The organism is Streptomyces polygonati, from assembly GCF_042650325.1.
In the GTDB taxonomy this organism is placed as follows: domain Bacteria; phylum Actinomycetota; class Actinomycetes; order Streptomycetales; family Streptomycetaceae; genus Actinacidiphila; species Actinacidiphila polygonati.
This window is the reverse complement of the sequence record NZ_JBHSBB010000018.1, coordinates 35,859-54,051: the sequence shown is the minus strand read 5'-3', so window position 1 is coordinate 54,051 and position 18,193 is coordinate 35,859. Positions and strand designations below refer to the sequence as shown.

The 18,193-nt window shown below is 73.8% G+C and carries 15 protein-coding genes and 1 pseudogene; 9 read left to right on the top strand and 7 right to left on the bottom strand.

The genetic code is table 11. The annotated features are described in order from the left end of the window. Positions 1-2: 2 nt before the first annotated feature. Both ACFO3J_RS25515 and ACFO3J_RS25510 read left to right on the top strand, forming a co-directional pair. The gene (locus tag ACFO3J_RS25515) at positions 3-1,505 is read left to right on the top strand and encodes a complex I subunit 4 family protein (RefSeq protein WP_386433657.1); all 1,503 of its coding nucleotides are present in this window, start codon (positions 3-5) and stop codon (positions 1,503-1,505) included. Beyond that, the gene (locus ACFO3J_RS25510; RefSeq protein WP_386433654.1) at positions 1,502-2,926 is read left to right on the top strand and encodes an NADH-quinone oxidoreductase subunit N; all 1,425 of its coding nucleotides are present in this window, start codon (positions 1,502-1,504) and stop codon (positions 2,924-2,926) included. Before ACFO3J_RS25515 ends, ACFO3J_RS25510 begins: the two co-directional genes overlap by 4 nt. A gap of 42 nt (positions 2,927-2,968) precedes the next feature. Here ACFO3J_RS25510 and ACFO3J_RS25505 read toward each other — a convergent pair whose 3' ends face one another. Continuing rightward, entirely contained in the window at positions 2,969-3,661 is a 693-nt protein-coding gene (locus ACFO3J_RS25505; protein ID WP_386433652.1) for an HAD family hydrolase, read from the bottom strand. A gap of 256 nt (positions 3,662-3,917) precedes the next feature. Here ACFO3J_RS25505 and ACFO3J_RS25500 point away from each other — a divergent pair, with 256 nt between their 5' ends. The 7 genes from ACFO3J_RS25500 to ACFO3J_RS25470 all read left to right on the top strand — a co-directional run bounded on the left by ACFO3J_RS25500 (position 3,918) and on the right by ACFO3J_RS25470 (position 12,290). After that, positions 3,918-6,179 carry a sensor histidine kinase gene (locus ACFO3J_RS25500; RefSeq protein ID WP_386433649.1) on the top strand — a complete coding sequence of 754 codons (2,262 nt, stop codon included), beginning with the start codon at positions 3,918-3,920 and terminating at the stop codon, positions 6,177-6,179. A gap of 216 nt (positions 6,180-6,395) precedes the next feature. Continuing rightward, the gene (locus ACFO3J_RS25495; protein WP_386433647.1) at positions 6,396-7,523 is read left to right on the top strand and encodes a thaumatin family protein; all 1,128 of its coding nucleotides are present in this window, start codon (positions 6,396-6,398) and stop codon (positions 7,521-7,523) included. Between the two features lie 281 nt (positions 7,524-7,804). Further along, a complete protein-coding gene (locus ACFO3J_RS25490) occupies positions 7,805-8,971 on the top strand; it encodes an acyl-CoA dehydrogenase family protein (RefSeq protein ID WP_386433644.1) in 1,167 nt (388 codons plus the stop codon). Between the two features lie 88 nt (positions 8,972-9,059). Further along, a complete protein-coding gene (locus tag ACFO3J_RS25485; protein WP_386433641.1) occupies positions 9,060-10,262 on the top strand; it encodes an acyl-CoA dehydrogenase family protein in 1,203 nt (400 codons plus the stop codon). A gap of 148 nt (positions 10,263-10,410) precedes the next feature. Next, positions 10,411-10,965 carry an NUDIX hydrolase gene (locus ACFO3J_RS25480; RefSeq protein ID WP_386433638.1) on the top strand — a complete coding sequence of 185 codons (555 nt, stop codon included), beginning with the start codon at positions 10,411-10,413 and terminating at the stop codon, positions 10,963-10,965. A gap of 129 nt (positions 10,966-11,094) precedes the next feature. Beyond that, on the top strand, positions 11,095-11,679 hold the full coding sequence (locus ACFO3J_RS25475; protein WP_386433635.1) for a hypothetical protein: 585 nt from the start codon (positions 11,095-11,097) through the stop codon (positions 11,677-11,679). Between the two features lie 53 nt (positions 11,680-11,732). Continuing rightward, positions 11,733-12,290 carry a TIGR03086 family metal-binding protein gene (locus ACFO3J_RS25470; protein WP_386433632.1) on the top strand — a complete coding sequence of 186 codons (558 nt, stop codon included), beginning with the start codon at positions 11,733-11,735 and terminating at the stop codon, positions 12,288-12,290. A gap of 69 nt (positions 12,291-12,359) precedes the next feature. Here the strand turns inward: ACFO3J_RS25470 and ACFO3J_RS25465 are convergent, their stop codons facing one another. The 6 genes and pseudogenes from ACFO3J_RS25465 to ACFO3J_RS25440 form a co-directional block, all read right to left on the bottom strand. Further along, positions 12,360-13,652: a CaiB/BaiF CoA transferase family protein gene (locus ACFO3J_RS25465; RefSeq protein ID WP_386433629.1), complete on the bottom strand. Its 1,293-nt coding sequence runs from the start codon at positions 13,650-13,652 to the stop codon at positions 12,360-12,362. Continuing rightward, positions 13,642-14,382 carry an acetoacetate decarboxylase family protein gene (locus ACFO3J_RS25460; protein ID WP_386433627.1) on the bottom strand — a complete coding sequence of 247 codons (741 nt, stop codon included), beginning with the start codon at positions 14,380-14,382 and terminating at the stop codon, positions 13,642-13,644. The genes ACFO3J_RS25465 and ACFO3J_RS25460 overlap by 11 nt, the downstream gene beginning before the upstream one ends. Next, on the bottom strand, positions 14,382-15,476 hold the full coding sequence (locus tag ACFO3J_RS25455) for an LLM class flavin-dependent oxidoreductase (RefSeq protein WP_386433624.1): 1,095 nt from the start codon (positions 15,474-15,476) through the stop codon (positions 14,382-14,384). The genes ACFO3J_RS25460 and ACFO3J_RS25455 overlap by 1 nt, the downstream gene beginning before the upstream one ends. Before the next feature lie 49 nt (positions 15,477-15,525). Further along, positions 15,526-16,866: an amidohydrolase family protein gene (locus ACFO3J_RS25450; RefSeq protein WP_386433621.1), complete on the bottom strand. Its 1,341-nt coding sequence runs from the start codon at positions 16,864-16,866 to the stop codon at positions 15,526-15,528. Then, positions 16,847-17,080, bottom strand: a pseudogene (locus tag ACFO3J_RS25445) (glutamine amidotransferase-related protein); the annotation flags it as partial. The pseudogene ACFO3J_RS25445 and the gene ACFO3J_RS25450, both read right to left, overlap by 20 nt. A 75-nt stretch (positions 17,081-17,155) precedes the next feature. Then, a complete protein-coding gene (locus ACFO3J_RS25440; protein WP_386433618.1) occupies positions 17,156-18,172 on the bottom strand; it encodes a phosphoribosylaminoimidazolesuccinocarboxamide synthase in 1,017 nt (338 codons plus the stop codon). Between the last annotated feature and the right edge of the window lie 21 nt (positions 18,173-18,193).

The following is an 18,193-nucleotide window of genomic DNA, read 5'->3' as shown; positions in this document are numbered from 1 at the left end:
CCGTGCTGACCGTCATCACCTTCCTGCCGCTGCTCGTCTGCGTCCTGCTGCTGGGACCGCGGGCCCTGCCCGACCGGGTGTGCCAATGGGTGTGGATCGGCACCGCCGCGGCCGACCTCGCGCTGGTCGTCGCCCTGTGGGCGGGCTTCGACACCGGCGGCGGGACGCAGTACGAGCAGCGGGCGCGCTGGATCCCCGGGGCCGGCGTCGGCTACCACCTCGGCGTGGACGGGCTGTCCCTCCCGCTGGTGGCGGTGACCTGCGTGCTGTTCCTCGCCGTCGCCGCGCACTGCCCGCGCGAGACCCGCCGGGTCCGTTCCTACGTCTGCCTGTTCCTGTTCCTGCAGACGGTGTGCGTCGGGCTGTTCGTCGCGCTGGACCTGATCCTGTTCTTCGTCTTCTTCGACCTGTCCATCGTGGGCATGTTCTTCGTCGTCGCGGGCTGGGGCCACGGCGAGAAGGCCCGGGCGGCGGCGCTGAAGTTCTTCCTCTACACCTTCACCGGGTCGCTCGCGCTGCTGCTGGGCTTCATCGGCCTGTACCTCGCGGCGTCGCCGCACACCTTCGACATCGTGGAACTGGCCCGCACCGACCCCCTGGCGGGCCGGGGCACCTACGCGGCGCTGGTCCTGCTGGCGATCGGTGTCGGCCTGGCCGTCAAAACCCCGACCGTCCCGTTCCACACCTGGCTGCCGCCCGCCCACAGCGAGGCACCCGCGACCGGGTCCGCCATCCTGGCCGGCGTCCTGCTGAAGATGGGCACCTACGGATTCCTGCGCATCGCGATGCCACTGCTGCCCGGCAGCTGGCGCCGCTACGCCCTGGTCGTCATCGTCGTCGGGGCGGTGTCGGTCGTGCACGGCGCGCTGGTCGCCCTGGCGCAGACGGACTTCAAGCGCATGATCGCCTACACCAGCGTCAACCACATGGGCTACGTGATCCTGGCCGTCGGCGCCGCGGGCGTGCTCGCGGGGACCGACAGCCGGGCCAGGGCCCTGGCGGTGACCGGCGCGGTCACCCAGATGGTCAGTCACGGCCTGCTCACCGGGGCGCTGTTCCTGCTGTCCGGCGTGCTCCACGACCGCGGCGGCACCTATGCCATCGGCGCCTACTCGGGGCTGGCCGGGCCCTCGCCGCGGTTCGCCGCGCTCACCGCGGTCGCCGCGTTCGGCAGCCTCGGCATCCCGGGCCTGTCCGGTTTCGTCGCCGAATTCCAGATCCTCACCGGCAGCCTCGCCTCCCAGGCCACCGCGACCGCCATCGCGCTCACCGGGATCGTCCTCACCGCGGCGCTGTTCCTGCGCGCCCTGCGCCGGATGTTCCTCGGCCCGGAAGTGCTGCCGCCGGCCGTCGGAGCGGGCGGCTTCGGCGATCTGGCCGCCGCCGAGTCGTCCGCCGTCACCGGGCTGCTGGTGCTGGCCCTGATCATCGGGGTGCTGCCCCGCTTCCTGCTGGACGTCATCGAACCGGCCAGCCGTACCGTGGTGGGACTGGTCGCCCGGTGAACCAGAATCTGGCCGCGCTGATCCCCGAGATCGCGCTCGTCGCGGCGGCCGTGCTCGGCCTGCTCGCCGGAGCCTGGCTGCCCCGCCGCCGCCAGGGCGCCGTCGGCGCGCTGGCCGCGGCCGCCTGCCTGACCGGGCTGGTCGCCACCGCGGTGACCATGGCCACCGGCCGGGAGCAGACGGTGTTCAGCGGCACCTTCGCGGTGGACACCGCCACCGGCATGGGCCGCCTGATCGTGCTCGGCGCCCTGCTGCTGGTGCTGATGATGTCGGTCGAGATCGTGCGCGGGCACAAGCGGGAGGCCGAGTACTACGTACTGCTGCTGCTCACCGCGGCCGGGACCCTCGCCATGACCGGCGCCGACGACCTGCTGATGGCCTTCGCCGGCTATCTGCTGGCCAGCATCCCCGCGTACGCGCTGGCGGGTTTCGCCAAGGACGCCGCCGGCACCGAGGCGGCCATGAAGTACTACCTGGTGGGCGCGCTGCTGGGCACCGTCATGCTCGTCGGGACCGCGCTGCTGTACGCGGCGGGCCACGCCACCGGATACGCGCAGCTGCGGACAGCCCTGCCGCGCGCCTCCTCCGGCCTGGTCGCCGTCGGCCTGGTCACCGTGCTGGCCGGACCGCTGTTCAAGATCGGCGGCGTCCCCGCCCACTTCTGGGTGCCCGACGTCACCGACGGCGTGCCGTCCCCGGTCGCGGCGTATGTCACCACGCTGCCCAAGGTCGGCGGACTCATCGCCGCCTACCGCCTTCTCCACCAGGCGCTGCCCGGCACCGGCGTCGACTGGCCGCTGGTGCTGGCCGTCCTCGCCGCCGTCTCGATGACCCTCGGCAACCTCACCGCCTTCTTCCAGACCTCCGTCAAGCGGCTTCTCGCCTACTCGACCGTCAGCCAGGTCGGCTACCTCCTCATGGCGCCGGCCGTCGCCACCCGCAGCGACCTGGCCCAACGGGGCCTGCTGTTCTATCTGGCCGCCTACGCGCTCACCAACCTCGGCGCCTTCGCGGTCGTCACCGAACTCCCGCACGCGCACCGCCTCCAGGACTACCGCGGGCTGGCCCGCCGCCGCCCCGGCCTCGCCGCCGTGCTGGTCGTCTGCCTGCTCGGCCTGGTCGGCACCCCGCCGACCGGCGTCTTCCTGGGCAAGCTCGAAGTCTTCAGCGCCGCTGTCGACGGCGGTTACACCTGGCTCGCCGTCCTGGCCGTCGCCAACACCGTCGCCTCCCTCTTCTACTACCTGCGCTGGCTGGGGCCGGTCTTCGGTCCCGCCCCCGCCGACCAGCCCCCGGAGGCCCAGCTCGTCCTAGGCCGTTGGGCCGCCGCGACCGCCTACGCCGCGGGCGGAGGCTCGCTGGTCCTCGGACTCGCCGCCGGCGCCGTCCTCCCGCTCACCACCGGGAAGCTGCTCCGCTGAGCCCGGCGCGCCCGGAAGGTCCGACGGCGGCGGCCGGCTCCCTCAGCCGAGCAGGTCCAGCACCGGTTCCAGGCCGGCCGGGCGCCGATCGACGGGGAGGTGGTCGACGAAGTGCACACGGCAGCCCAGCACGCGCGCACCCCCGTCCGCCTCGCGGTCGTCGCCGACCATCAGCACCTCGGCCGGTGGCAGACCGAGTCCGTCGCAGCCGGCCCGGAAGATCGCCGGATCGGGCTTCTTCGTCCCCAGTTCGAAGGACAGCACATAGGCGTCGATCAGTTCGTCCAGCCCGTGGGCCCGGAAGAGGGGGCGCAGATCCCAGCCGATATTGCTCACCACCGCCACCCGCACCCCGCGCCGGCGCAGTTCGCGCAGCGTCGGCGCGGTGTCCGGGTAGGGCCGCCAGGCCGCCGGCGTCATATGGCGGTCGTACAGGAAGCGGACCAGGTCCGGGTCCGTGAGCCCGGCCTCCCGGGTCAACGCGGTGTAGGCCGCCCGGTGCTGATGGGCCGTCAGATCCCGGTCCCGCCAGAGCGTTTCGAGATGCTCGGGGATGCGCAGCGGCGAGGCGCCGCCCGGCAGCGCGCCGTACTCCGTCAGCCGCCGCACCTGGTCGGTGAAGTCCTCCGGGCCGGGAGCGCCGCCGGCCGCGGCCAGGACCGCGCCGAGCCACTCCTCGGTCGACTCGACACGCAGCAGAGTGCCGGAGAAGTCGAACATCACTCCTTTGATCATGGCGTGATCGTACGGCGGCCCCGCTGCGGGCGGAGCGTATCGGATGCCTGCGCGGGATCCCGGACTCGGGTATTCGGTGACGGCCCGGGGACAGTCGGTGACGGGCAGGAGATGTGACCGCCGGAGGGCCCGCAAAGCGCCTGGTGGCAGCCCTGCGGGGCCCGTCCGTGGCCGGTTCCGCGCCGCCGGGCGGACAATGGACGGGTAAGAGCTGCGGCGGATGGTGCCGGTGGGGGAGGGCGAAGGGAGGAGCGCGATGGAGCGCGGGCAGCTGCGGATCTATCTGGGCGCGGCCCCGGGGGTGGGCAAGACCTACGCCATGCTCGCCGAGGCGAACCGCCGGGCGGAGCGCGGCAAGGACGTGGCCGTGGGTTTCGTGGAGACCTACGGGCGGCCCTCGACCGCCGCGCAGCTGGAGGGCCTGGAGGTCGTCCCGCGCCGGAACGTGCCGTACCGCGACACCACCTTCACCGAGCTGGACGTCGACGCGGTGATCGCACGGCGCCCGCAGGTGGCGGTGATCGACGAGCTGGCGCACACGAACGTCCCCGGCTCGCCCACGACCAAGCGGTGGCAGGACGTCGAGCGGATACTCGACGCGGGCATCACCGTGCTGTCCACGGTCAACGTCCAGCATCTGGACTCGGTCAACGACGTCGTCCAGCAGATCACCGGGGTGCCGCAGCGCGAGACGGTCCCCGACGAGGTGGTGCGCCGCGCCGACGAGGTCCAGCTGGTCGACATCACCCCGCAGGCGCTGCGTCGCCGGATGGCGCACGGCGACATCTACGCCCCGGACAAGGTCGACGCCGCGCTGACCCACTACTTCCGCGTCGGCAATCTGACCGCCCTGCGTGAGCTGGCCCTGCTGTGGCTGGCCGACAAGGTCGACGACCAGCTGGACGACTACCGTGCGGACCACAAGATCGCCGGGACCTGGGAGGCCCGGGAACGCGTCGTCGTCGCGCTCACCGGAGGGCCGGAAGGCGACACGCTGATCCGCCGGGCCTCGCGCATCGCCGAGCGCACCAGGGGCGCGGACCTGCTCGCGGTGCATGTCGCCGGCGGCGACGCACTCGCCGGCGGCGCCTCGGGCGGCCTGGCGGACCAGCGCGTGCTGGTCGAAAGTCTCGGCGGCACCTATCACCAGGTTGTCGGCGACGACATCCCGACCGCGCTGCTCGACTTCGCACGGGCGGTGAACGCGACCCAGCTGGTGCTGGGCGTCTCCCGCCGCAGGCGGCTGGGGCAGATGTTCTCGCCGGGCGTCGGGATGACCACCACCGCGCGCTCCGGGCCGATCGACGTCCATCTGGTCACCCATGAGCAGGCCGGACTGGGGCAGTCCGGTTCCGGCGGCCGGGAGGGAACCAAGCGCCGCCAGCCGAGCGGCGCCGCCGCCGACGCGGCGGTGCTGTCGGTGCTGGCCGGCGGCGGACTGCGCGGAGAGCGCAGTCCGGAAGCGCTGCTGGAGCGGCTCCTGGAGACCTTCGACCTGGCCTCGGCCGCCCTGCTCGAACACCGGCCCGGGGCGCCGCTGACGCCGGACCGCCAGCGCGACCCGCGCCACTGGCGGATCGCGGCGTGCGCCGGGCCCGAGCCGTGCGCCAGCCCGTACGAAGGCGACGTCGACATCCCGGTCGGCGAGGAACTGACGCTGATCCTGCGCGGCCGGACGCTGGCCGCCGCCGACCGGCGGGTCCTGGAGGCCTACGCGGTGCAGGCCGCCATCGCGCTGCGCCTGCGACGCCTGGAGGAGGAGACCGAGCGCCTCCGCCCCGTCGCCGAGGCGGACCGGGCGCGTACCGCGCTGCTCAACGAGGTCGGCCGTGAGCTCCGCATTCCGCTGGCCGCCGCCCAGCCGGCCGTCGACAGCCTGACCGGCACCGGCACCGGCACCGGCACCGGCACCGCGCCGACCGGCGACGACCCAGCCCAGCTCGTCGCGGCGGCGAAGATATCGCTCGGGCGCCTCGACCGGCTGATCGGCAGCCTCCTGGACGTGACCCGGGTGCAGGCCGGCACACTCGGCGTGGACGCCCAGCCGCTGGCCGTCGAGGACCTCGTCCCCGACGCCCTGGACGGCTTGGCCCCTTCCTGCCATCACGTCGACGTGCGCATCCCGGACGGCGTCCCCGAAGCGCTGGCCGACCCGGCGATGATGCGGCGGATCCTGGTCAATGTGATCTCCAACGTCCAGCACCACAGCCCGGCCGACGAGAATGTGCTGCTGACCGCGAGCACCCACGCCGGCCGGGTCGAACTCCGGGTCGTCGGCCACGGCGCCGACTCCGGGGACGGTGAGGCCGGAACCGGCCTCGGCATCACCCTCGCCCGGGCACTGGCCGACGCCATGGGCGCGACCCTCCTCCCCGAGGAGACCCCGGGCGGCGGCCTCACCATGACCCTGAGCCTGCCCGCCGCCCTTCCCCCCGCCGCCGCACTCGACGAGTCCGCCGACCAGACCGCTCACCCGGCGGTCGTCGACCGGGTCACCGACTGGCGGGCGCGGCAGTAGCGTTCGCGAAGCGCGGCTCGTGGGCGATCCCCGTTTTGTGTTATCCGGCCCGGCGGGAGCCGGTCTCCTGTGCGTGAGGGCACCGGCCGCCGGGGCCGGACCAACCGTTGGGGAGAGTCGCGAGATGCATATTCGTCTGCGGGCAACTGCTGTGCACCGGGCGCCCGTACGAGCCGCCGCCGACTCCGGGCGGCTCGCGGCGGCCGGGGTGAACCGATGAGCGAGCCGAACGGGCCCGCGCTGCCCGGTCGTCGGCAGGTCCGGCGCCGCCGGCGGGCCAACCGCCGCCTCCGTCTCGCCGCCGTGGGGGTCTTCGCCTGCCTCGCGGTCGTCGTCGGCGTGTTCCTCGCCAGTGCGCAGGGGGACGGCGGCACGGGCGGTGGGGCGGCGGTCGCCGCCAAGGGGGCTTCACCGAGCATCGCGCCCGACGGCGGCGCGTCCAGCGCCGTAACGGCCACTCCCTCCGCCACGAAGACGTCCGCCCGTCCGACCCCGAGCCGTACGTCGGCCAAGCCGACACCGCGACCCTCCCCCTCGCGCACCCCGGCGGCCCACAAGGCCGGCAGCGCCGCCGGCGGTGCGACCGGCGGAAAGAAAACGAACACCGGGACCACCGCCGCGGCGCCCCGTCCGGGCCCGGGGGAGCGGACCCTCACCCTCGTCAACCGGCTGAACCAGACGATCTGGCCCGCCATCGCGGCCGACCCGGTACACCCGGTGGAGGCCACCGGATGGGTCCTCGCGCCGGGCGCCAGCCTGAGCTTCCTGATCCCCGACCACTGGGACGTACGGGTGTGGGCGCGTACCGGCTGCGTCTTCAATGCGGCCGGCGACGGGCACTGCCTGACCGGGGACTGCGCCGGCCATTTCCAATGCGGCAAGACCTGGGGAGAGTTCCCCTCCACGCTGGCGGAATTCAACCTCAACGCCTGGAACGGGATGGACTTCTACGACGTCAGCCTGGTCGAAGGCAACAACCTGCCGATGTGGATCAACAATTCCGGCGGCAGTTCGGCTGACAAGATCGACGCCAACGGCTGTTCCGCGGCCGGCTGCACCCATGACGCCAACGCCAGCTGCCCCAAGGCGATGCAGCGGATCCGCAACGGCGCGGTGGTCGCCTGCCTCAGCGCCTGCCTGGTCCTCGGCACCGACCAGACCTGCTGCACCGGCGCCTACGCCAGCCGCCCGGCGTGTGTTCCCTCGACCTGGCCGATCGACTCCGCCGCGGTCTTCAAGAAGGCCGAACCCTTCGCGTACTCGTACGTCAACGACGACGCGACGAGCGTGCTCACCTGCTCGGGCGAGTGCGATTACCGCATCACCTGGGGCGTCAGCCCCTGAGCCCCGCGGCGCGGGCGTGGGCGGCGGAGGATCTCCCGCCGCCCACTTCCGCGACGGGTTCACCGCGCCGCCGGATTTCGGCGCCGGGACGAATGGCCGGACCAATGGCCGAAACCAATGGCCGGGAAATACCCCGGAATTGAAGAGGTTGTCGAGAAAGGCCCTTGCGTGCCCGAAAACGACGCGGCGGCCTGTCCGGGCCGTTGACAACCCCCGCGGCCAAAGCCAGGATCGGTACGCCGATGTACTTCCCCCGTTCGCCTGATCCGACGGGAGTGGTCGTGAGCCTCCCTTTCGAGGACCCCCAGGAAGAACTCCGCCGGGTGGTACGCCGTTTCCTCACCAGGAAGTCGCCGGAGCGGGAAGTCCGGCGTCTGATGGAGAGCGCCGAGGGATTCGACCGGGACGTCTGGGATCTGCTGGCCGGCCGGCTCGGGCTCACCGGCCTGGTGGTGCCGGAGCGCTACGGCGGCGCGGGCTCGTCCTTCATCGAACTGGGCGTCGTGCTGGAGGAGATGGGCGCCGCACTGCTGTGCGCCCCCTACTTCTCCACCGCGGTGCTCGCGACCGGTCTGCTGCTCTCCTGCGGTGACGAGGCCGCGATGGCCGACTACCTGCCGGGCATCGCCGCCGGGCGGACCCTCGCCACGGTGGCGCTCGCCGAGCGGTCGGGGCTGTGGACCGAGGCCGGCGTCGGCCTGGAAGCCACCCGGACCGGGTCCGGCCACTGGCGGCTCAGCGGCGAGAAGCACTATGTGCTGGACGGCCATGTGGCCGATTTGGTGCTCGTCGTCGCCCGGACGCCGGGCGGCACATCGGTCTTCGCGGTCGAGAGGGCCGGCCGGGCCGGCCGGGCCGGCCGGAGCGGACCCGTCGAAGACGGCCGGGCGGCCGGTTTGACGGCCACACCGGTGCCGACCCTGGACCAGACCCGCAAGCTGGCCGTCCTGTCCTTCGACCGGGTCACCGCCCGGCTGATCGGCGCCGAGGGCCGGGGCTGGCCCGCCGTCTCCAGGATGCTCGATCTCGCGGCGGTCGCGCTGGCCGCCGAACAGGTCGGCGGGGCGCAGAAGGTACTCGACATGGCGGTGGCCTACGCCAAGCTGCGGGTGCAGTTCGGCCGGCCGATCGGCAGCTTCCAGGCCATCAAGCACAAATGCGCGGACATGCTGCTGGAGGTGGAGGCGGCCAGGTCGACGGCGGAGTACGCCGCCTGGGCGGTCGCGCAGGACGACGACGAACTGCCGGCCATGGCCAGCCTGGCCAAGTCCTGCTGCTCGGAGGCGTATTTCCACGCCGCCGCCGAGAACATCCAGATTCACGGCGGCATCGGCTACACCTGGGAACACCCCGCGCACCTGTACTTCAAGCGGGCCAAGAGCAGCGAACTGCTCTTCGGCGACGCCGCGTACCACCGCGAACTGCTGGCCCAGCGCATCGGCATCTGAGGCTCGGCCCGGGCGGTCACGCGGGGCCCGGGTCCCGGCGTCCCGGGACCGCCGCGCCGGGACCGGCGCCATGAGGGGAGACACGACCGTGGGACACCCGTCCGATGACACCCCGTCCACCGGCGCCGCCGAGCGGTACCGGCAGCAGACCCGGCGGTGGATCCGCGCGCACGCCCCGGCGGCGCCCACCGGCCCTGAGGCCTGGCCGGCGCCGGCGGCAGCGCACTGGGAACGGGCCCTGCTCGACGCGGGACTCATCTGCGCGGACTGGCCCGCCCGCTACGGCGGATCGGGCCTCGGCGCGCCGGAGTCGCTGCTCCTCGACGAGGAGTTCGCCCGGGCCGGACTGCCGAGGATCAGGCGCGGCGCGGGGGAGAGGGTGGTCGGCCCGGTCCTGCTGGCGCACGGCACCGAGGAGCAGAAGGACCGCCTGCTGCCGCGGATCGTCTCGGGTCAGGACACCTACTGCGTGGCGTTCGCGGAAGCCGGCCACGGGTCCGACCTGGCGTCCGTCCGGACCCGCGGCGAAGTGGCGGAGGACGGCGCGGGCGAACTCCGCCTCACCGGACGGAAGTCCTGGGTCCAGGGGGTCGAACGGGCCGACCGGGCCCTGGTGCTGTGCCGCACCGATCCGGCGGCGCCCGGGACCGGCGGCCTCACCCTCGTCGTGGTCGGACTGGACCCGGGCAATGGCGTCGCACGGCGGACCGTACAGCTGGCGGACGGCGGCGCGGACTGCGGTGAGCTGGAATTCGACGGGGCGCGGGCCCCGCTCAGCGACATCGTCGGCGGCCCGGGCGGTGCCGGCGGCGGCTGGCCGGCGCTCGTGACCGCCCTCGCGTACGAACGGGCCGGCCGGGCGGCGAGCGCCGACCTCGGCTTCCAGGAGGAGTTCTGGGACCTGGTCCGCGAAGCCGGGAAGACCGGCGCCGCACAGGACCCCCTGGTGCGCGACCGGCTGGCCTGGGCGTACACCCGGATCACCGCGCTGCGGCTGTACGGCCGGCGGGCCGCCACGCGCGGCACCCCGGGCGCCGACCCGGCGGTCGCGCAACTGCTGAGCGCCGAATACCGGCGCCGCTTCGGGGAGATCGCGCTCGATGTGACAGGCGCGGCCGGCCTGGTCAGACCGGAGGGCGACGGCTACCCGGCGGGCCGCTGGCAGCATGCCCTGCTGGCGGGCCGGGCGGAGACCATCCGCTCCGGCACCGGCGAACTCCTCCGGGACGCCGTCGCGGAGCGCCTCCTCGGCCTCCCCGAGGAGCCGGGCGCCGGGCCGCGCGCGTGGTAGCGCGGCCCTCCGGGGCGGCCGTCGATCGCGCCGCCGACCGCGCGGGCCCGGCGCCGTCCCCGGCCGGTCCGGGCGGCCCCCGGCAGGAGACCCGGCCGGTGGGCGGAGCGTGCCGTCCCCCGTACCCGGCGTCACTAGGATCGGTCCCATGCTCACGACCCGTCAGGCACTTCTCGACGTCCTCACCCGTCACCGCCCCCGGTCCGAGGCCGAGCGCCTCGATGTCGAGCGCGTGCTCGCGCTGGCCGCCGCCGAGGGTGATCCGTGGGCGCGGTCGGCGCCCGTGCACGTCACGGCCTCCGCGTTCATCGTCCATCCGGACAGCGGCCGGGTGCTGCTGCGCTGGCACCCGCGTCACGGTTCATGGCTGCTGGTCGGCGGGCACGCCGACGACGGGGAGCACGACCCGCTGGACACCGCGCTGCGGGAGGGGCGGGAGGAGACCGGACTGGCCGATCTGGCGCCCTGGCCGGATGCCGGGCTGCGGCACGTGGTGGTCGTCCCCGTCCCCGCCAACAGCCGCGAACCCGCGCACGAGCACGCCGACCTGCGGTTCGTCCTGGCCACCGGCGCTCCCGACACCGCCCGTCCGGAGCACGCCGAGGCGCCGCTGCGCTGGATGTCGCCGGCCGAGGCGCACGAGGCCGTCGCCGAGGCCAACGTCCGCGAGACGCTGTCCCGGGTGACGTCCCTGCTCGTCTGAAGCGGAGCGCCCCGGCCGCGGCACGCCCGCCGGAAAGCCCCGCGGTCCGGAAGCAGCCGGACCCGGCCGAACCGGGTCGAACCCCAGTCGCACTCAGTCGCACCCAGCCGATCCAGCGGAGGTCCGAGGATGTACGCGGTACTGTCGGTGACCGACAAGACGGGCATCGTGGAGCTGGGCGCCGGTCTGCGCGACCTCGGCGCGCTGGTGGTGGCGACACGCGGGACGGCCGAGCTGCTGGTCGCGGCCGGGGTGCCCGCGATCGTCGTCGGGGACCTGTCGGGCGTCCCCGAGCTGATGGGCGGCCGGGTGCGCGCCTTCCATCCGTCGATCTTCGGCGGCCTGCTCTACCGGCGCGGGCACCCGGCGGACGAGGCCGACGCCGAGGCGTACGGCATACCGCGGATCGACGTGCTGGTGTGCAACTTCACCGACCTGGCGGCCGGCGGCGCGCCGGGCGCCGCCACGGACTCGGTGGACGTGGGCGGCCCGGCCATGGTGCGGGCCGCCGCGAAGAACCACGCCCATGTGCTGCCGGTCGTCGATCCCGCCGACTACGCCGAGGTGCTCGCCGCGCTGGCCGCGGCGGACGGCCGGGTCGCCGCCACCGATCCGGCCTGGCGCCGGGCGCTGGCCGCGAAGGCGTTCGACCGGACCGCCGCCTACGACCGCTCGATCCACCGGGTGCTCGCCCAACCCGCCGACGGCGCCTGATACTTGACGCCGGAGCGGGTTCAGCGGGTCCGTATAAGTCATATGATATCGGCATGGATATCCGTACTCTGCACGCGGAAGCACTGCGGTCGACCCACCGGTTCGTCACCGCCGTCGGCCCGGACCAGTGGCAGGCACCGACCCCCTGCGAGGACTGGAACGTACGGCAGCTCGTCAACCATCTGGTCTCCGGCAACCTCTGGGTGGGAGAACTCGGGCGCGGCAGGACGATCGAGGAGGTCGGCACCGGCCTGGACGGCGATCTGCTCGGGGACGACCCGGTGGCCGCCCACGAGGCCTCGGTCGTCGCCGCCACCGACGCCTTCGCCGAGGATGACGCGATGGAGCGGCTGTGGCCGCTGTCCTACGGTGCCAGGCCGGGCCGGGTCTACGCGCGGCAGCGGTTCATCGACGTGCTGATCCACGGGTGGGACCTCGGTGTCGCGGCCGGCCGCGACCCGCTGCTGCCGGCCGACCTGGTCGAGGCCTGCGCCGAACTGCTCACCGCCCGCCCGCAGCTCCGCCAGCAGCTGGGCTTCGCCGATGTCGAGGCCGGTCCGGCCGACGATCCGCAGACCCGGCTGCTCGCGCTGACCGGCCGCCGCGCCTGACCGGCGACCCGACGGCCGACCGATCGCGCCGGACCACCGCGACAACCGCCGGGCCGTTCCCTCCGTGCCTCAACCGGGCCCGGTGGCGCCGTCCGGCGGCTGCCGCGGGTCCGTCCGCGCCGCCAGCCGGGCCAGTACCTCCTCGGTGTGCTCGCCGAGCAGCGGGGGACGCCGGTAGACGCCCGACGGGGTCGCGGTGAAGCGGATCGGGGTGTTGGGCACCACCACCGGACGGCCGCCACCGGGCTGGTCCACGGCGACCAGCATCTCCCGGGCCCGCAGGTGCGGGTCGCTGAACAGGTCGGCCGCGTCGTTGACCGGTCCCACCGGCACCCGGCCGCCGAGCTCCCGGGCGATCTCGGCGGTCGTCCGCTCCGCCGTCCAGCGCGCGATCGCCTCCTGCACGATCGCGCTGTGCGCCACCCGGCCGCCGTTGGTGGACGTCCGCTCGTCACCCGCGAGTTCGGGGCGCCCGATCACCTCGCAGAGGATCTTCCAGTGGTTGTCCGTGGGGGCGGCGATCGCGCACTTGCCGTCGCTCGTCGGGTAGATGTCGAACGGTACGAGCTGCGGATGGCTGTTCCCGGTGGGCCGGCTGACGACACCCGTGTAGGAGTAGCGGTACACCGCCGTCTCGCACAACGAGACGATCGAGTCCACCATCGCCACGTCGACCAGCTGGCCCTCGCCGGTCTCCCGGGCGTGCAGGACCGCGGCCAGGATGCCGATGGCCAGCAGCGTGGCGGGATACAGGTCGCCGATGGTCGGACCGGTGCGGACCGCCTCCTGCGGCGAGGCACCCGTCATGCTGACCAGGCCGCCCATCGCCTGCGCGACCACGTCGTAGGCGGGCCAGTTCACATACGGGCTGCGGCCGGTGCGCGGGTCGCCGAAGCCGCGGATCGAGGCGTACACCAGTTTCGGATTGCGTTCGTGCAGTGTCTCGTACGACAGCCCCCAGCGCTCCATGACACCCGAGCGGTAGTTCTCGGCCACCACGTCCGAGCTGTCGATCAGCCGGAGCAGCGTCTCCCGGTCGGCCGGCCGGCCGAGGTCCAGCACGATGCCCTGCTTGTTGCGGTTGATGCTGCCGAACAGCCCGCCGAAGCCGCGGACGGTGTCGTCCACGGTGAAGGGGCCGCTGAACCGGGGCAGATCGCCGGCCGGCGGCTCGACCTTGATCACCTCGGCGCCCAGGTCGGCCAGGATCATGGTGCAGAACGGCCCGGAGACCGCGCGGGTCAGGTCGGCCACCCGCAGTCCCCGCAGCGGCCCGGACGCCGCGCTCTGCATGGGCGCGGCGTACCGGTGGCCGTCGAGATGGGGCGAGCGGGCCGCCGGCGGAGTGTCGTCACTGGCCAATGCGTTCCGTCCCCTCCAGAGCGCCGACATCGGCGCGGCATACGTAGCGCACCGGCCGTATCGTCACGTCGGCGGCCGCCCACACCGCGGAGATCGGCTGCGTGGGACGCAGCCTGGACTCGCCCCACGCGGCGCCGTCGAACTCCGCCAGCGACGGCCGGCCGCGCTCGGCCGCACGGACCTGGTAGGCGCGTTCGACCTGGAGGAGCCTGGTCCCGGCGGGCGTCCGGACCAGGTGCATGGCGTCGGTGAACTGCAGGTCGCCCGCCGACAGCGGGCGCGGCGCGAGGAGGTCCAGCACCAGCGGGCGCAGGCCGTCGCGGCGGACCTCGGCGGTGGAGCGGTCGTAGCGGTGGCGCAGCTCCACCTCGGCGGCCCGCACCCGGTAGCCCCACCGCTCGGCGAGCACCCGGGCGGCCTCCTCGCCCTGGACGAAGCACGACACGTGCAGGCCCCGGCTGCGCGGGCCGCTGCGGCAGATGATCCGGGTCTCGGCCAGTGTGAAGGGCCCGATGTCGCTCTCCTCGGCCCGCAGCACCGTCAGCGTGACCGCCGGCGGGCTCACCGGGTGCAGGGCCGGGGGCAGCAGGTCCTGCCGGCCGGCGGAGCGCACCTCGTAGACCGCCTGGAGCAGTTCGGCGCCGCGGCACACCACCGGCTCGGTCGCGGGGGCGGCGACGAAGGGCGCGCCGGCGGCCATGGCCTCGGGGTCGGCTGTTCCGCTCAGCATCACCGGCCGCCTTCCGCGAAGTGCGGCATGACCTCGGCGGCGAACAGCCGCATGCTGTCCAGCACGTCCTGCTGCGGGATCAGATTCGCTGTGTTCAGCAGGAAGTTGATCGCGTCCACACCCACCGACTCCCACACCTTGACGGCTTTGACGATCCGCTCCGGATCGCCGATCGCGACGCCCTCCGGCACCGGGCGCCGCCGTCCCGGGTCGTCGTCGCGGACCTGGGCGACGCTGCCCGCGGCGAGATTGCCGAGCGAGCGGTAGGAGGGTGTCGGGTACACCTCCCTGGCCCACAGCAGATTGCTGTTGAGCATGCCGAAGGCGGCGAACATCGCGCCGCCGACCCGGCCGGCCACCTCGTCGTCCGGGTGGCAGAACAGGTAATTCATCGTGGCCACCTGTTCGTTGACCGACTTGCCGGCCGGCGTGCAGTGCTGGATCCGCTTGCGGTACTCGGCGGTGCGCCGCTCCTGCTCCTTGAAGCCCGCGGCGGCCACGCCCAGGCAGCCGAGCCCGCGGTCTGCCGCGTCCCGCTCGGTGCCCGGCGAGGTCACCGTGACCCACAGCGGCGGATGCGGGTCCTGGACCGGCTTGGGCACCACCGGCCGCTCGGGGAAGGAGAAGGTGGCTCCCTCGTACCCCACCCGGTCCTCGGTCCACAGCCGGGGGAGGATGTGCACGAACTCGTCCCAGGACATCTTGGTGGTGTCGGGATCGACCCCGAAGCCGCCGAGTTCGGTGATGGTCGACGCGCGGGCGGTGCCCATGTCCAGCCGGCCGCCGGAGAGGATGTCGAGCGCGGCGGCCCGCTCCGCCACACGGATCGGGTGGTTGATCCCCGGCACGCAGACCACCCCGCCGTGGCCCACCCGGAGCCGCCGGGTCGACATGGCCACCGCGGTCAGGAAGACCTCCGGCGCCGAGCAGTGCGAGTACTCCTGGAGGAAGTGGTGTTCCACCGCCCAGGCAGTGGAGAACCCCAACTCGTCGGCGAGCCTGCTCTGTTCGAGCGCGTCCCGGTAGGCTTGGACCTCGTCGCCGTGCGCCAGCGGCTGCGGCACCGACAGCTCGAAGAAGATGCCGAATCTCATGTGCTGCTCCTTTCGGGTTCTGCCTGTGGTCCGGCGGTCCGCCGGGGCCTCACCAGGTCGCCCCCGGTCCGCTGCCGCCGGGCCCCAGCGCGACCCGCCCGGCCGCCAGCACCAACCGCGGCCGGACGAGCGCGCCGATGTCGCGCAGCGGATCGCCGTCCACCGCGAGCAGGTCCGCGCGGCGGCCCGGCGCCAGCACGCCCGCGTCCGCCAGGCCGAGCTGCGCCGCGGCCACCGAGGTCGCCGAGCGCAGCGCCTCCCGGCAGCCGAGCCCCATGCCGTCCGCGCCGACCAACGCGCCCAGGTCGGCCGGGAGACCGTCGAAGGCGCGCTGCGGCACGCCCGCGTCGGAGCCCGCGACCATCGGCACCCCGGCGGCGATCATCCGCCGGAAGACCTCGCGGATCAGGTCCTGCCGCGCGCGGAACCGCGGCGCGATCAGGTCCGGAGCGCCGGGCCCGGCGCTCCGCATCCGCTGGTAAGCGCCGCTGATCGTCGGGACGAACGCGATACCGCGGGCGGCCATCAGATCCGCGGTGGCCGGGTCGAAGGCGATGCCGTCGGCGGTCTCGAACAGGCAGTGCTCGACCGTGCGCACTCCCGTGTCCGCCGCCCGGCGGATGCTGTGCGGATCGTAGGCGTGCACCGCGACCGGCAGGCCGAGCCGGTCGGCCTCCTCCACGCAGGCGCGCACCTCCTCCGCGCTGAACTGGGGTCTGCCGGGGTTGGTGCGCGGGGTCAGATTGCCGCCGCTGAGCATCAGCTTGATCCAGTCGGCGCCGTCCCTGGCCTGGCGCCGCACGGCCACCCGGATCTCGGTGGGCGAGTCGCACTCGTGGCTGAACCAGTGGCAGTGGCCGCCGGTGACCGTGATCGGCCGGCCGCTGGTCAGCACCCGCGGCCCGAGCAGCTGTCCCTCGGCCACCGCCGAACGCAACGCGAACGCGACGTCGTTGGGCGTCCCGAGGTCGCGCACGGTGGTGACCCCGGCCAGCGCCGCGCGCCGCAGATTCCGCACGCCGCGCACCGCCAGGGCGGCCGAGCCGGCCCGGGCGTCCTTCTTGAAGTCGCGGATCGGCGTGGCCGAGCCGGACAGGGTCAGATGCACATGGGAGTCGATCAGGCCCGGCAGCACGGTCGCCCCGGGCAGCTCGACCCGCGGCAGATCGGCCAACTCGCCGAGGTCGGCCCGCCGTCCCACCGCCCCGATCCGCTCGCCCTCCACCAGGACGAATCCGTCGCCCACCGGCTCCGGCGACACGCCGTCCCACACGCGGTCGGCGGTGACCAGGTAACGGCCGCCGTCCGCCCCGGGGCCGGCGGACGGTTCCTCCGCCGGCCGGGGCGCGGGAGAGCCGTCCGACTCGGTGTCAGCCCGCGAGGAGATCACGCAGCACCGCCTCCACGACACGATGGCCGATGCCGCCGCGCAGGCCCAGGATCGGCTCCGGCTGGAACCGGACGGCGGCGACCGGCAGGTTCCGGCGCTCCACCGCCATCACCACTCCCTCGTCCGTGACGGCGGTGACCTCCAGGCGGTCGGGCGCACTCGCCGCGACGATCGAGTGGTAGCGCCCGGCGGCGAAGCGCTTCGGCGGCCCGCGGCGGACCCGGCAGGTCCGGCAGGGGGGACGGCGGCGGTTCGGCGGGCGTGCGGGCCCGCCAGCTGGTGATCAGGTTCATGACATTCCTTTCCGCGAGGTGCCGGGCCCCGCCGCGCCCCGCTCCCGGGGACCGGGCGCCACCTCCGCCAGCCGGGCGAGCACGCGGTCCAGGTCCTGCGCCCCCCACACCTTGACGCCGGTCCACGCCTCGCACAGCGACCGGTACATCTCGGCGGTCAGCTCGACCAGTTCGGGCGGCAGCGGCTCCGGCGCCGGCCAGGTGGAACGCGGCCGGCCCTCCCGTACCCACTCCTCGACCCTGCCCTGCAGCCCGGTCGCGGTGTAGTGGTCGCGCAGCACCTGCTTGCCCACATGCGCCCCGTCCAGCAGCAGCCGGGCCTCGTCCGGCGTGCCCGCGTGGTCCACCAGCATCAGCCGGCCCCGGTCGTCCCGGCCGAACTCCACCTTCCCGTCGGCGTGCAGCAGCCCGAGGCCGCGGGCGTGCGCGGTGACGATCTCGTCGATCTCCCGGGTGCGGGCCTCCAGTTCGGCCTGCTGCCCGTCGTCGAGCCCGCCGATCGCGGCGGCCTCGGCCCGGTCCACGAAGCGGTCGATCTCCTCCAGTTTGGTGGTGTACTCCACCAGCGGGCGGGACAGTACGGTCCCGGGCTCCGGCGGCTCGGCCAGCCCGATGTCCTGTGGCGTCAGCCGGCCCAGCCGCAGCCGGCGCAGCACGGACGAGCCCTCCGGGACGGTGTTGCGGAAGATGACCTGGAGCGGGATCAGGTGGTTGACGTCGCCGGGAGTCAGCGTCCGCAGCCGCGGGTCCAGGACGCGCAGCAGGACGAACTCCATCCGGGTGGGCGGCTGGAAGCCCCGGAAGTGGTGGTGGACGCCGGCCCGCTCCAGCAGGCCGAAGTTGAAGGCGGCGATCCGGCAGCACGCTTCGCCCTTGTCCGGCACGCGGTCGGGCATCTTCCCGAAGTGGAAGACGGAGTAGTCGTCGGTGAAGGTGAAGGAGCCCAGACCGCCGCGGGTGTCGGTGGGTTCCTCCCGGGCGACCAGATCCTTCGTCGAGAACCTCTTCGGCACTGTTCCCTCCCTGGGGGTGCT